The sequence below is a fragment of the Bacteroides ndongoniae genome (assembly GCF_900108345.1).
Taxonomy (GTDB): domain Bacteria; phylum Bacteroidota; class Bacteroidia; order Bacteroidales; family Bacteroidaceae; genus Bacteroides; species Bacteroides ndongoniae.
Window position 1 is genome coordinate 847,664 of sequence record NZ_FNVV01000014.1, and the last position, 14,048, is coordinate 861,711.

11 protein-coding genes and 1 tRNA gene are annotated in these 14,048 nt (G+C 47.5%); 4 read left to right on the forward strand and 8 right to left on the reverse strand.

The features are described 5' to 3' along the window. Positions 1–155 precede the first annotated feature (155 nt). On the reverse strand, positions 156–626 hold the full coding sequence (locus BQ5591_RS14505) for an alanyl-tRNA editing protein (protein WP_022163029.1): 471 nt from the start codon (positions 624–626) through the stop codon (positions 156–158). A gap of 167 nt (positions 627–793) precedes the next feature. Between BQ5591_RS14505 and BQ5591_RS14510 the strand changes: the two genes are divergently transcribed. Then, a tRNA-Arg gene (locus BQ5591_RS14510) sits at positions 794–867 on the forward strand. Positions 868–1,138: 271 nt separating this feature from the next. Here BQ5591_RS14510 and BQ5591_RS14515 read toward each other — a convergent pair. The 7 genes from BQ5591_RS14515 to BQ5591_RS14545 form a co-directional block, all read right to left on the reverse strand. Then, positions 1,139–3,151, reverse strand: a complete 2,013-nt coding sequence (locus BQ5591_RS14515; RefSeq protein ID WP_071149895.1) for an alpha amylase C-terminal domain-containing protein — start codon at positions 3,149–3,151, stop codon at positions 1,139–1,141. Between the two features lie 27 nt (positions 3,152–3,178). Next, positions 3,179–3,625: a NanQ anomerase/TabA/YiaL family protein gene (locus tag BQ5591_RS14520; protein WP_022163031.1), complete on the reverse strand. Its 447-nt coding sequence runs from the start codon at positions 3,623–3,625 to the stop codon at positions 3,179–3,181. Positions 3,626–3,662: 37 nt separating this feature from the next. Beyond that, positions 3,663–4,334, reverse strand: a complete 672-nt coding sequence (locus BQ5591_RS14525; protein WP_071149896.1) for a DUF2461 domain-containing protein — start codon at positions 4,332–4,334, stop codon at positions 3,663–3,665. 228 nt (positions 4,335–4,562) lie between these two features. Further along, positions 4,563–7,127 carry a glycosyltransferase family 1 protein gene (locus BQ5591_RS14530; RefSeq protein WP_071149897.1) on the reverse strand — a complete coding sequence of 855 codons (2,565 nt, stop codon included), beginning with the start codon at positions 7,125–7,127 and terminating at the stop codon, positions 4,563–4,565. Between the two features lie 31 nt (positions 7,128–7,158). Then, positions 7,159–8,823 carry a glycogen/starch synthase gene (locus tag BQ5591_RS14535; RefSeq protein WP_071150745.1) on the reverse strand — a complete coding sequence of 555 codons (1,665 nt, stop codon included), beginning with the start codon at positions 8,821–8,823 and terminating at the stop codon, positions 7,159–7,161. A 147-nt stretch (positions 8,824–8,970) separates the two neighbouring features. Then, a complete protein-coding gene (locus tag BQ5591_RS14540) occupies positions 8,971–9,768 on the reverse strand; it encodes an arginase family protein (protein WP_071149898.1) in 798 nt (265 codons plus the stop codon). Further along, entirely contained in the window at positions 9,765–10,814 is a 1,050-nt protein-coding gene (locus tag BQ5591_RS14545; RefSeq protein ID WP_071149899.1) for an alcohol dehydrogenase, read from the reverse strand. The genes BQ5591_RS14540 and BQ5591_RS14545 overlap by 4 nt, the downstream gene beginning before the upstream one ends. A 340-nt stretch (positions 10,815–11,154) precedes the next feature. On the opposite strand from BQ5591_RS14545, the gene BQ5591_RS14550 reads away from it, so the two are divergent. Genes BQ5591_RS14550 through BQ5591_RS14560 form a run of 3 tightly spaced genes read left to right on the forward strand, consistent with a single transcriptional unit; the run spans position 11,155 to position 13,970 of the window. Continuing rightward, on the forward strand, positions 11,155–11,952 hold the full coding sequence (locus BQ5591_RS14550) for a DUF1847 domain-containing protein (RefSeq protein ID WP_083380994.1): 798 nt from the start codon (positions 11,155–11,157) through the stop codon (positions 11,950–11,952). Between the two features lie 15 nt (positions 11,953–11,967). Next, positions 11,968–13,656, forward strand: coding sequence for an RluA family pseudouridine synthase (locus tag BQ5591_RS14555; protein WP_071149900.1), 1,689 nt, complete (start codon positions 11,968–11,970; stop codon positions 13,654–13,656). A gap of 5 nt (positions 13,657–13,661) precedes the next feature. Continuing rightward, positions 13,662–13,970, forward strand: coding sequence for a nitrous oxide-stimulated promoter family protein (locus BQ5591_RS14560; RefSeq protein ID WP_071149901.1), 309 nt, complete (start codon positions 13,662–13,664; stop codon positions 13,968–13,970). The last annotated feature ends 78 nt before the right edge of the window (positions 13,971–14,048 follow it).

The following is a 14,048-nucleotide window of genomic DNA, read 5'->3' on the forward strand; positions in this document are numbered from 1 at the left end:
CTTCACTCTCGGTTTCTGAACCGTCGTTCGCTAGAGATATTGCAAACTATATGCCAAGAAAGAAAAAGCATATTCATTGACAATATGTCATCCATTTAATGACTATTCTACCGATTTTATGACATTTTGCTACTACTTCAAAGAAAGCATTAATTTCAAGTCAGTTTAAAACGAATCCTCCAACGCTTGTCTTCTTCATTCCAATCATGGCTGATAATCTTGAAAACACCTATTTCAGACGTGTTAGCCACATGCTTCCCTATGCACAAACATTCGTCATAGTCTCCTACTTTAACGACACGCACTGTCGATGAAGCATCGTCGGGCAGGCGATTCAAATCGAACCGGCCTTCTGCCTCTTGTTGTGAAATGAACTCTGTAGTGACGGGCAAATGCGATTGTATCACTTCGTTCACAGCCTCTTCCAACCGTTTCACATCATCTTCCGTCGGACGCTGCTCCAGCCGGTAATCCAATTTACTCTTTTTGCGCTCAATGTGCGCCGATACAGAACGACCACAACCAAACAGACGAATCATTGTCTGGTTAACAATGTGTTCACAGGTGTGCATGGGAGGAAATTCCTCCTTATTATGCTCATTGAGCTGTATTTGCTGTTCTTCCATCTTAGTTTTAGTTTCTTGTTATTTTATCAGGATATAGAGTCAAAGATAGCCATATTTCTCATATAATTCGTGAAGAAAGTACTCCAAAAACCAAAATCTGAATATTTTTATCCAGAAACATTTGTAGATTTCATAAAAAAGCGTACCTTTGCACCGCAATTAAGGCTGGTTCCGTAGCTCAGCTGGATAGAGCAACGCCCTTCTAAGGCGTGGGTCTTGCGTTCGAATCGCAACGGAATCACAGAGAAAGGAAGTCTGCAAAATACAGGAAACAGTTTTGAGGCTTCCTTTTCTGTTTCCTCTCATCAAGCCCCTACCCCGCCAGACACTTGTAATCCATTTATTGAACACTTGTGCAGCTCACCTCAGACACTTGTGTGGCTCGCATCGAGCACTTGCCTGAATTAGGGCTCAAGTACGATTCGGCAAGAAAACGCATCGGCACTGACAAAAAAGGAGGATGTACAAACACCCTCCTTGCTTAAAACGCTACTCAAAACGTTTCGTATTTCTTATTTTGTTTTCTTCAATACAACTGCCGTACGCGCAGGTACATACAACTTCAGCCACTCTTTCTTCTCTTTCTTATAAAGAGGATCGGGCATGGTGAAATGTTTAATGGTATCGTCACTGAACCCATAGCCACCATAGGCAGGATTATCAGTATTCAAAACTACTTCATAAGAACCTGCAGGTACCAGGAAGCCATAATCGGTGAACGACTGTTTAGGATTGAAGTTGAAAACAAACACAAGATCCTTACGCATATAAGCCAATATCTGATCGCCATCGTTATGCCAGATTTCCTGTACAGGAGTATCCTGGAAATTTTTCATTCCCTTGATGACAGACAACATATCGACATCAAAATCGCCCATATAGTGATATGCCAGATTATGATTGTCGACCAAATCCCACTGACGGCGAGCATACTTGCACGACCATCCGTTACCTTCGCGTGGGAAATCGATCCATTCAGGATGGCCGAACTCATTACCCATAAAGTTCAGATAACCACCATTGATGGTAGTAGCAGTAAGCAAACGAATCATCTTGTGAAGGGCAATACCGCGATGAACGCGATAGTTCTCGTCACCCTTCTGCATATGCCAATACATATCCGAATCGATCAGTCGGAAAATGATGGTCTTGTCGCCCACCAAGGCCTGGTCGTGGCTTTCGACATACGAAATAGTCTTTTCATCGCTACGACGATTGGTTACTTCCCAGAACATGCTGGAAGGCTTCCAGTCTTCATCAATCTTTTCCTTGATAGTCTTTATCCAGTAGTCGGGGATATTCATGGCCATCCGATAATCGAAGCCATATCCGCCATCTTCGTACTTGGCTGCCAAACCAGGCATACCTGATACTTCTTCAGCAATAGTGATAGCCAAAGGATTGACCTGATGAATCAGTCGGTTGGCAAGCGTCAGATAGCAGATCGCATTATCATCCTGATGTCCGTTAAAGTAGTCGCCATAGTTGCAGAAAGCTTCGCCCAAACCATGACTATAGTAAAGCATGGAAGTAACTCCGTCGAAACGGAATCCGTCGAAGTGGTACTCTTCGAGCCAGTATTTGCAATTAGACAGAAGGAAATGAAGCACTTCATTCTTTCCGTAATCGAAACACAGCGAATCCCAAGCCGGATGCTCATGACGATCGCCCGGATAGAAATACTGATTGGGATCGCCTGCCAGATTACCCAGTCCCTCGACCTCATTCTTTACGGCATGAGAATGGACAATATCCATGATTACGGCGATGCCCATGCTGTGAGCGGTATCAATAAGTTCCTTCAGTTCTTCGGGCGTACCAAAACGCGATGATGCAGCAAAGAAACTGGAAACATGATAGCCAAAGCTTCCATAGTATGGATGCTCCTGAATAGCCATAATCTGAATGCAGTTGTAACCATCCTTGGCTATACGCGGAAGCACATTTTCCTGAAATTCCTTATAAGTGCCAACCTTCTCCTCGCGTTGAGCCATACCGATGTGGCACTCGTAAATCAACAGAGGCACATTTTTCACAGGCTTAAATGCCCGTTTCTTCATCTTATACGGTTTCTCGGGAGCCCAAACCTGTGCGCTGAAAATCTTTGTCTGTTCGTCCTGCACCACACGTGTAGCCCATGCAGGGATGCGTTCGCCCTGACCGCCTTCCCAATGTACCATCATTTTGTACAGGTCGCCATGCTTCATGGCATTTGCAGGCAATTTGATTTCCCAATTACCATTGGCCTTGCGCTTCAGGCTATATTTCTTTTCTTCTTTCCAATTATTGAAAGTTCCGATTAAGAATATCTGAGTTGCGTTAGGAGCCCACTCACGAAATACCCATCCGTCGGCAGTACGATGCAAGCCAAAATACAAATAACCGGATGCGAAGTCCGACAAAGTATTCTTTCCCTTGTTGGTCAGTTCGGCTTCCTTGTCTATGGCATGCTGATGACGACCATTGATAGCGTCAGCATAAGGTTCAAGCCACGGGTCATTCTTTATCAAGTTCAATGTTTCCATAAAATACTATCTTAGGATTTTATACAGTCAGACTTTTATTTTCACAATAATTTTTTTCACTCCATCGGGTGTGATGCCGGGAGCATGACCATCCTGAGGGAAAAAGATGGCAAACATGCCAGGCTTGACAGTAATATAGCTTTCGGCAGGACCGTCAAAGAAGACAATATCCTTTTCCGCATTATAAGGTGTACTTACCGAAAGGCAATCCTGAACCGGCGTATACCCCATGATTTCATCTCCTGAAAGAGGAATCTGAATGTCTATATATTCCTGATGAGCTTCCAGTCGGGCCTGCTCTGAAGTTTTCGGCTGTGTCTGAGCCACATTTACCCAAAGCTCTTTACCCTTCAACTCTGTTTTTCCGACTTCCATATTCTTCAAATCGCACGATTTCAAGAATTCTGCCACCTGTGCAAACAACGGATGCAGAGAGACGTACTTTCCTATATGCTCCAATTTGTCTATTACCATAGTTTTAAGATGTTAGTTGGTTATTATCATATAAGCATTATTCATATTCGAACTCATCGATTGTATAGTTTATAAAGTCTGAAAAGCGCTTCATCTGCCTGAAAATATCATCGATGCGATCCAGACAATCCGGTTCAAGAAAGAAATGATCCGGCTGACTACAAGCCACTGTATATTCCTTGCATTGCAAATACTTCAAATAAGGATAATCTTTCGGAAAACCCTTGGGAGCGGTTTTCAGGAAGGTCTCTCCTACAACCGGAAAATACTGTTTGAAGAGAGGATCTTCTACAATACTGCGATACTCTGTCATATTGTCGTACACCGCCTGCCTTATAGCACGTAACAAAGGCGACGGCAAACAATAACTGCCTCCTGCCAGCAGACAATTGTCCGGCTGCAAATGCACATAATATCCGCAATGATAAGACTTTTTCCCTTTTGCATTGATATACCCGCCAAAATGTATCTTATAAGGAGTCTTGTCCTCCGAAAAACGGGTATCTCTATAAATCCGATAGGTGCAGTCTTTAGGCTCCAGACACCGGACACTCTCGTCGAACAGGGCAATCCGAGAGATAACCGCAGAAAGTAAATGATCGAACTCGCTACGGGCGGCCTCGTAGTAATCGCGGTGCGCATTGAACCATTCGCGATTATTGTTTGCGGCCAAATCTTTCAAAAATTGGAATATAACGGAAATATCCATATCATTCTTCTTTTATTTGACAAACTTACAAATAAAATTTTGAAGAAACTAAAAAAGTACACAAAAAATAGAAACTGCCCGCATACACCAACCTGCCCGAAACATTGCGACAAACACCCGAACACAAAAAAGGCTGCATCAGCAAAATCTGTCATTGACACTTTGCCGACGCAGCCTATTCTTTTGTCAGGACAGGAAACCCCAATCCTGATTATCGTTTACTTCGTATCAGATAAACCAACGAACGTAACAGAAATCTTGACGATGAGGCAGATCCGGATTCTTGGGGAACATACGATATGCTACCTTAAAGCTTCCAGCATTCTCCAACTTGTGACTTACACGGAAAGTATAGAGATTACCTTCTTTCTTCACTACTTCGAACGGTTCTACAGAGTATACGTGCTGCTTACCATCGGCTGCAGTATAGGTAGTAACCAATTCCAAACCAATAGCGTCGTCCAAGCCTTTCTCATCTATTACATAAGTAATGGTATATTCCTTACCGCTTTCGATAGATCCTTGTCTAACTTCTTCAGACTTTTCACTCGAAACAATCTCGATGCTATCCCACTTTTCAGCCACAGTTTCTTTCCATGCGGCAATTTCCTTGGCTTTCGCATAACCGTTGGCTTCCAGCAAATGGAAACGTTTGGCTTCCTTATTGTAGAACTTGCTATAGTAATCGTCCAGCTGACGCTTCATTGTATAGTGAGGTGCAACCTGAGCGATAGAATTCTTGATCGTCTTGATCCAGCCTTCAGAATATCCCTTCTTGTTGCGAGCATAGTACAAAGGCAGAATTTCAGTTTCCAGGATACTGTAGATAGTAGCAGCATCGAGCTGATCCTGATGTTCCTGGTTCTGATAAGTACGTTTCTCGGTCAAAGCCCAACCAGCACCTTCGCGATAGCCTTCGAGCCACCAACCGTCGAGTACAGAGAAGTTGACTACACCATTCATCAATGCCTTTTCGCCAGATGTACCAGATGCTTCGAGCGGACGAGTTGGTGTATTCAACCAAATGTCAACACCCGAAATAAGACGACGTGCCAATTGCATATCGTAGTTCTCAAGGAAGATGATCTTACCCAAGAACTCAGGGCGACGAGAGATTTCGATAATCTTCTTGATCAATCCCTGGCCAGCACCATCGTGCGGGTGAGCTTTACCAGTGAAGAGGAACTGAACAGGATAGTCGGGGTTGTTCACAATCTTGGCCAGACGATCCAAGTCGGTGAACAGCAGGTGAGCACGCTTGTAAGTAGCGAAACGACGACCGAATCCAATCAGCAATGCATTCGGATTGATCTTGTCGAGCAGAGATACGATGCGAGAAGGATCACCCTGATTCTTCAGCCAGCTTTCACGGAACTGACGGCGGATGTAGTCAATCAGCTTGTTCTTCAATCCCATGCGGGTCTTCCAGATCTCTTCATCGGGCACATTGTAAATGGCTTCCCAGATCTTTGCATTCGACTGGTCGAACCAGAAGTTTTCGTCGAAGTGAGCAGCATAAAGCTGTTTCCACTCGGTTGCACTCCATGTCGGGAAGTGTACACCGTTGGTTACATAACCTACGTGCATTTCTTCGGGGAAGTAGCCCTTCCAGATAGGTGCAAACATTTCTTGCGATACTTTTCCGTGCAACCAGCTTACGCCGTTGACTTCCTGAGAAGTGTTGCAGGCAAAGATAGACATACAGAAGCGCTCGCCCTTGTCGCCCGGATTGTTGCGGCCCAAGTCCATCAGTTCATCCCAAGTGATACCCATTCTTGAAGGATAGCCTCCCATGTACTTACCGAACAAGCCTTCGTCGAAATAATCGTGACCGGCAGGCACAGGTGTATGAACGGTGTAAAGCGAAGAAGCACGAACCAATTCGATAGCCTGGTTGTAAGTCAGTCCTTCGGCTACATAGTCGCAGATACGCTGAACATTGATAAGAGCAGCATGTCCTTCGTTGCAGTGATAGATATCTTTCTTGATACCCAACTTCTTCAGTGTCAGGATACCACCGATACCCAACAGGATTTCCTGTTTCAGACGGTTTTCCCAGTCACCACCATAAAGCTGATGAGTAATAGAACGGTCGAACTCGCTATTCATTTCGTTGTCCGTATCAAGCAGATACAGAGAAACACGACCTACGTTTACTCTCCATACATAAGCATGTACATAATAGTCGAGATAAGGTACATCGACAATTACTTGCTGACCGTTTTCATCGAGCACACGGTCGATAGGCAACTGGCCGAAGTTCTGTGCCTCGTAATTGGCAATCTGCTGGCCGTCCATCGACAGTGTCTGAGTGAAATAGCCATAACGATAGAGGAAACCTACCGCGCACAAGTCGATATTGCTGTCCGAAGCTTCCTTCAGATAGTCACCGGCCAGTACACCCAAACCGCCTGAATATATTTTAAGAACATGGTTCAAACCATACTCCATACTGAAATAGGCTACAGAAGGACGTTTTTTGTCCGGCTCTACATCCATATAAGTACGGAACTTGGAGTAAACCGCTTCCAATCTGCGAAGAATTACTTTATCATTTGCCAATGCTTCAAGTTTGGCAAAACTCATACGTTCCAATAGTAGAACGGGATTTTGTCCCACTTCTTTCCAAAGAGCCGGATCAAGGTCTTTAAACAACTCAGTAGCTTCATAGTTCCACGACCACCAGATGTTTCGTGCCAATTCAGACAACTTCTCCAGTTCTTCAGGAATATGAGATTTCACATTCACTTCCCTCCAATTCGGAGTGTTTACATTACTAACTTTAATCTTCATTGTATGATAACTTGATTGATAAATAATTACGTTAACCCAACTGACGCTTCATGGCATTGCGCAAGGCAACGTCATAAGCCTCATAATAATATTGTATAAAGTGCTTCCATAAAGCCTGTTCGGCTACCTGGCTTGCTCTTTTACGTATTTCTTTGATTTCGGATTCGGTCTTAGCCGAGAACGCCGATATGGTATCTTTGATGCCGTCGGCCACTTCCGAATAATTATAGTCCGAACGATGCAACACTTCTACGCCATCGTCGATGCCATGCTGGTTCTTCAAACTTTTTACCCAAAGCCCGAAGCCGGCAAGGTCGGTTGTAACGGTGGGCACATGGAAAGCCACACTCTCCAGCGGCGTATATCCCCACGGCTCGTAATACGAAGGATAGACGCTGAGGTCCTCGCCCAGAATGACGTCATAATAATGTTTGTTCAGGATACCGTCTTTTCCATCCAGATAGCAGGGCACGAAGATAACCTTTACCTTATCTTCTACCCGATTGCCCATGCCCAGATATTTCAACATGTCAAGCACCTGATCGTGCGTCATGTTCCTCAACCAGTGGGTGATAAAGGGACATTCGAGCGGAGTATCGTATTTGCCGTCTTTCTTTTTCAAACGGGCTTGAAGGTCTTCGCGCGGATCGCCTACCCATCCGGGCACATTGACAAAGGCCAGTACTTTCTTTTTCAGATTCTTATCACGATTCAGGCGATTCAATGATTCCAGAAAGACATTGATACCCTTATTCTTAAATTCATAGCGTCCGCTCGTACCGATAATCAGTGTATCATCGTCCAGGTTGTCGCCCAACAGACAATTGGCCACACGCAGCATCAGGGCGCGTGCGCGCTTGCGCTTACCTGTAAAAGTAGCCCCCTTCGGAACAAAATCGTTTTCGAATCCGTTCATCAGGATGACATCGGCCGACTTGTCGAGCAACTCGCGGCATTCGTTATTGGTTATCTCGCTGACGGTTGTAAAGCAATCGACGTTGTGGGCTGTCTGCTTCTCGATGGAGTGCTTGGATTGCATATTCAGTTCGACCGCCATCTGATCGCCGTTGTAAGCGAAGAGATAATCGTACAGCGGTTTGTCATTACCTGCAATCGAGCGACCTATCGAAGTGGCGTGTGTAGTAAAAATGGTTGCTATCTCAGGAACAGCCGTTTTCAGATAAAGGGCTCCCATGCCTGTCATCCATTCGTGTGCCTGAAAAACTACCTTGTCGGCTGTCGTCAGGTTGTAGCGATAAAAACTTTCCACAACACGGCCAGCTGCATAAGCAAACATAGACGCTTCGTCATAATCGCCATACGCATGCAGGGAATCAACCTGATAGCGATTCCACATTTCGGTATAAATTTCATTCTTCTGTGAATAAAAAGGCTGAAAGTCAACGAGTATGACAATCGGTTCTCCAGGAATCTGCCAACGGCCTACACGCACTGCGAGCTGATCTTTCTCTGTCGCATGTTTTTTCCATGCCGCACATAAATTGTCTGATTCGACAAACAGGGGATTTTCCTTTCCCTGCCAGAAATCAGGCCCTATAAAGATCACTCTGTCACGAAACTTATTTTGTAAAGTATTTGCCCTTGTCGACAAAACCGTATAAATACCACCTACTTTATTACATACCTCCCAACTTGCTTCAAAAATATAATCGGGGGTCAGTAGTTCTCTAGTCATATATGTCATTATATCTCAACTTTATTGTGCCCGCAAAAATACATATTATTCTTTGAAAAATAGCTTTTTAACTAAAAAAACTAATGATAACAATCCGCAAACGCCCCTACAAAACGGTACAGCGGCATTCAAAGCCTTTTTAAAATCTCATTTACGAGACATAAATGTAACATGTTTACGGCATCCATGCGATTCGGCTGATTTCAGAAACAAAGCCAGCAGCTCGCTATTGGCTTTTCCGTTTATGGCGAGTTCTCTTTTTTCTTCAAAGAAATTGAGCGAACGAGAACATTCGCCACAAATATCCACCCCTACAACGGCTTCTTTTTTCAGGATAATGCCCAGCAAACTTTCGAGTTCGTCCAGTGTAAGTGAGCCCTGATCCCAATTGGTAGCGGCTGATGCTCCGTTCAACACATCCTTATCGACAGATATATAAACGGGGCAATCGACATGTTCTTCCGAAAAACGGTTCCAGCCCTCTTCGTGCGATAAGTCGGTTTCGCTATAACACTTCACCTTGTCGCCATAGCCCGTCGTCATGGCTTCGACCAACGGTTCGGCAGCCCCCACGATGAACACTTTATGCAGAAAAGAGTTGGTTTCGAGCACATCCTTCACCCACGATCCACACGATAGCATATCCTCGAACAATGTAGGCTGCATGTCGGGGTGATGATCGAAAACGACCAACGAGAAAGGTTCACGAATTTTATCCGTCCACAATTTGCTCAGATAGTGATAGTTGCCCGAATCGATAAAGTGAATGCCCTCGGGCGAAAACGAAGCTATCTTCTCTTCGAGCCGACGACGGGCATCGACATCGCAATAGCAATCCACACCGTTCAGGTCGGTGCAGTCAATCCATCGGAAGCGGCGATTCTTTATGAAGTTCTCTTCTTCGTAAACGTGAGTGAAATTCATCAGGATGATGTTTGGCTTCATCGGCATCCTCCTTCCATGGTAATGGCCACCTTGATTACTCCATCCGCACGGTTTTCGAACAGGCGGTAAGCTTCTTCAATGTCGGAGAGCGGAAAACGGTGGGTGATGAGCGGTGTGGTATCTATCTTACCCTGTTCGATCAGACGGAGTATCTCGGCGCAATCGCATCCATCCACTCCACCTGTCTTGAAAGTCAGATTCTTACCATACATGTCGGGCAGCGGAAGCACCTGCGGACGGTCGTAGAGGGCTACGACGGTGACCACAGCATTGGGGCGTGCGCACTGCCATGCCAGGCGGAAGCTATCGTCCGAACCAGCTACTTCTATTACCACATCGGCGCCTCCATGAAGGCTGTGTGCAAGTACAAAGTCCTGACACGCGTCGGGTTCCGTCACCAACACATCAGGATAGTGTTCTTCGACAAAGCGTCTCCTTTCGGCCGACTTCTCACAGACAATGATGCGCCGAGGCTGCTTCAAAAAGGCGCAAAGCAAGGTGCAGATGCCCGTCGGACCTGCTCCGATAAGCAGCACTGTATCATCGGGCTTAATCTCGGATATGCGGGCTGCCCAATAGCCTGTAGCCAGAATATCGCCCACGAAAAGAGCCTGTTCGTCGCTCACCGAGTCGGGGATGCGGTTCAGCCCTTGATCGGCATAGGGAACACGCACGTATTCGGCCTGTCCACCGTCGATGCGACAGCCCAACGCCCAACCGCCATTGGCATCGGTGCAATTGTTTACATAGCCATGGCGGCAAAAGAAGCATTCGCCGCAGAAGGTTTCTACGTTGACCGTCACCCTGTCGCCGGGCTTCACCGTCTTTACAGCGGAGCCTACTTGCTCGACGATGCCTACCATCTCGTGCCCCACGGTGATACCGGGCACAGCGCGAGGCACACTGCCATGCTTAATATGCAAATCGCTGGTGCAGATGCTTCCCAGGGTAACGCGCACCAGTACATCGCGCGGATCAATCAATTGCGGAATCGGTTTTTCGGTTAAGGCGAAGCGGCCTTTCTCAATGTAAGTATATGCAAGCATTTCTGTATTTCCTCCTTATAATAAAATCAAATGGTAGACACAAACATACGAATAAAATCTGATAAGGTGTCCGCATGCAGGTACTTATTTTATCCGAACCGCCCGTGAACGAAAAATAGCAAGTCTGCAACGATACATCCGAACAGATTAATTCGTAACTTGCGCCCCTAAACGCGATTTTCACCCTCCACAGCCTTGTTCGGAGAGAGAAGCAGAAAACAAATCGCACTGAAAAAGCCGTTTGTAAGACTTACGTTTCCAAGTGAGAACAGAGCAACGGTTCACAAACTCATATACTTACAAACGAATAAACTGATAAACTAAAAAACTTAATACATATATGGCTGACAACTATCTTGAAAACCAATTCGAGCAATACCAAGCACGCAAAGCCGCCTGGGAGCGAGAAAAAAAACTTGGCAAGCGAAAGACGCATCCCACCACCCCGCCGACAACCGACAAGGCGACATCTGCCGAAAGCACAACGCCTGTCGAAAGCGTAAAGTCCGACACAGGAACCACACCGCCCTCGTGCGTGGACTGCGGCACCCAAAACTGTAAATACAAGACCAAGACTTATCCTGACTTCTGTCTGACTACCCACCTCGACCCTGCCGACCAGCAATGGGCCTTGGAGCGTTACGACGAAGGACGTAACCACGACATCATGGTGGCCAGTGCCGAAGTCGAATACGAAGGCTATTGCCAATGGACGCGTGTGGAAGAAATCATGCATTTTGCCCGTAAGATAGGCGCCCACAAGATAGGCATCGCCAACTGCATCGGCCTCGTCAGCGAAGCGCGCATCTTTGCCCGCATCCTGCGTGAAAACGGCTTCGAGGTCTATTCCGTCGTCTGCAAGGTGGCCGGACAGGCCAAATCATCAGTCGGCATCCCACAGCAGTGCGAAAGCATCGGTGCAGCCATGTGTAACCCCATCCTGCAAGCACGCCTGCTGAACAAAGCCCAGACCGACCTGAACGTAGTCATCGGCCTGTGTGTGGGGCACGACAGCCTCTTCTACAAATATTCTGACGCCTACGTAACAACACTGGTCACCAAAGACCGTGTAACGGGCAACAACCCCGCCGCCACGCTCTATACCGCCCACTCGTACTATCGCAAAAAACTCAGTTAACGCCTCACCGACAATATGCTACACCGTTTTCACGTTCCCATCGACCACATCGCCTTGCCGACAAAATTCACTTATCCCTTCTGCTATACACCCCACCCCCTCTGCCTCATAGCTTCCTACGAAGTGCAGGAATACCTGAAGCAGCAGGCCCAATGGAAGCAGGAGCTCGACGCTGGTAAGATGTTTGGCGTACTGGTAGTGCGCACTGCCGACGGCCAGTTGGGTTATCTGGCGGCTTTCTCGGGCATATTGGCTGGTAAAAACATGCACCCTTTCTTCGTACCGCCTGTCTACGACCTGCTTCAGCCCGACGGTTTCTTTAAGATCGAAGAAGAGCAGATCTCGCAGCTCAACGCACGCATCGACGCTATGCAGACCGACGAACAGTACGTACGCCAGAAAAACACACTACTCCAAAGAGAGAGAGCCGTACACAAGGTGCTCGACGATGCCAAAACCGCGATGAGAGAAGCCCGCCTGCGGCGAGAAGAACGCCGAAAAGAAGCCTCACTGACGCCCAAAGGTCGCCTCGCTCCCGACGAAGAAGCCGCCCTGATACGTGAAAGCCAGTTTCAGAAGGCCCAATACAAACGGCTCGAAAAACGCTTGTCCGCATGGCTCGATGCCTCGCGTAGTCTGACCAACGAAGCAGAGGAAAAGATGGCTTGTCTGAGGTCGGAGCGCCGCCAGCGTTCCGCCGCCCTGCAACGGCGTCTGTTCGACCAATTCACCCTGCTGAACGCTAAGGGCGAACGCAAGAGCCTGCACGATATATTTATCCAAGATTTCGAAAAAATACCCCCCGCAGGAGCCGGCGAATGTGCTGCCCCCAAACTGCTTCAGCAAGCCTATCTGAACGGTTGGCAACCCATAGCTATGGCCGAATTCTGGTGGGGCCAGTCGCCCAAAACCGAAATACGTCGGCAGGGCAATTTCTACCCCGCCTGTAAGGGCAAGTGCGGGCCTATCCTATCGCATATGCTCGTCGGTCTGGATGTAGACGACAATCCGATGGAAAACTACCACACCATGCCCCAGGCACTGCCCATCGTCTACGAAGACAAATGGCTGGTGGTAGTCGACAAGCCTGCGGGCATGCTCTCCGTACCCGGCAAGACCCCAAACTGCGTATCGGTATACAGCCTGATGCGCCAGCGCTACCCCAATGCCGAAGAGCCTATGATGGTACACCGTCTGGACATGAACACCTCGGGCCTGCTCATCGTCAGCAAAGTGAAACGGGTGCACGAGGCTTTGCAGAAACAATTCGAAGAGCACCGCGTACGAAAACGCTACACCGCCCTGCTCGAAGGAGCCGTGCCGAACGACAAAGGCCGCATCACACTGCCCCTCTGCCCCGACCCGCACGACCGTCCGCGGCAACTGGTGCACACCATCTATGGCAAAGAAGCCATCACCGACTACGAAGTGCTGTGCCGCAGAGATGGCCGCACACTGATAGCCTTCTACCCGCTGACGGGCCGCACCCACCAGCTTCGGGTGCATGCCGCCCATCCGCTGGGATTAGATTGCCCCATTGTGGGCGATGAACTGTATGGGCACAAGGGTTCACGCCTCTGTCTGCATGCCGAATCGCTGGAGTTTGTCCACCCCATTACGGGCAAGCAGATGCACCTCCGTCGGAAAATCGACTTCTGGCTGGAGAGTTGGAAGAACAAGGAAAACGAAAACGAAGAAATGTAACTGATATGAGTTCACGCATCGAAGAAGAACAGCAGACCGTCCGCCAGATGATACGCCTTTACTGCCGGCGGAAGGAGAAGAACAAAAGCCTGTGCGCAGCTTGCCGCGAACTGGAGGCGTATGCTTGTAAACGCCTGTCGCACTGTCCTTTTGGCGAGGAGAAGCCCACCTGCCGCCTCTGCACTGTGCATTGCTACAAACCGCAGATGAAGGAGCGGATGAAAGAGGTGATGCGCTATGCCGGTCCGCGGATGCTGCTCTATCATCCGATAGCGGCTGTCCGACATTTGTGGAGGGAGTATTTTTCGAAATAGACGCCGCACGCCTGATAGTAAAATAAATCACCACGAATTATACAGATTTGCATAGAATAAGATAAAAATATGCAACGC

What these genes read in the sequence shown, in the direction of transcription:
- BQ5591_RS14535 (WP_071150745.1), bottom strand. Translation starts at nt 8,823, where the DNA reads ATGACTAGAGAACTACTGACCCCCGATTATATTTTTGAAGCAAGTTGG.
- BQ5591_RS14530 (WP_071149897.1), bottom strand. Translation starts at nt 7,127, where the DNA reads ATGAAGATTAAAGTTAGTAATGTAAACACTCCGAATTGGAGGGAAGTG.
- BQ5591_RS14540 (WP_071149898.1), bottom strand. Translation starts at nt 9,768, where the DNA reads ATGAAGCCAAACATCATCCTGATGAATTTCACTCACGTTTACGAAGAA.
- BQ5591_RS14505 (WP_022163029.1), bottom strand. Translation starts at nt 626, where the DNA reads ATGGAAGAACAGCAAATACAGCTCAATGAGCATAATAAGGAGGAATTT.
- BQ5591_RS14525 (WP_071149896.1), bottom strand. Translation starts at nt 4,334, where the DNA reads ATGGATATTTCCGTTATATTCCAATTTTTGAAAGATTTGGCCGCAAAC.
- BQ5591_RS14550 (WP_083380994.1), top strand. Translation starts at nt 11,155, where the DNA reads ATGGCTGACAACTATCTTGAAAACCAATTCGAGCAATACCAAGCACGC.
- BQ5591_RS14545 (WP_071149899.1), bottom strand. Translation starts at nt 10,814, where the DNA reads ATGCTTGCATATACTTACATTGAGAAAGGCCGCTTCGCCTTAACCGAA.
- BQ5591_RS14555 (WP_071149900.1), top strand. Translation starts at nt 11,968, where the DNA reads ATGCTACACCGTTTTCACGTTCCCATCGACCACATCGCCTTGCCGACA.
- BQ5591_RS14520 (WP_022163031.1), bottom strand. Translation starts at nt 3,625, where the DNA reads ATGGTAATAGACAAATTGGAGCATATAGGAAAGTACGTCTCTCTGCAT.
- BQ5591_RS14515 (WP_071149895.1), bottom strand. Translation starts at nt 3,151, where the DNA reads ATGGAAACATTGAACTTGATAAAGAATGACCCGTGGCTTGAACCTTAT.
- BQ5591_RS14560 (WP_071149901.1), top strand. Translation starts at nt 13,662, where the DNA reads ATGAGTTCACGCATCGAAGAAGAACAGCAGACCGTCCGCCAGATGATA.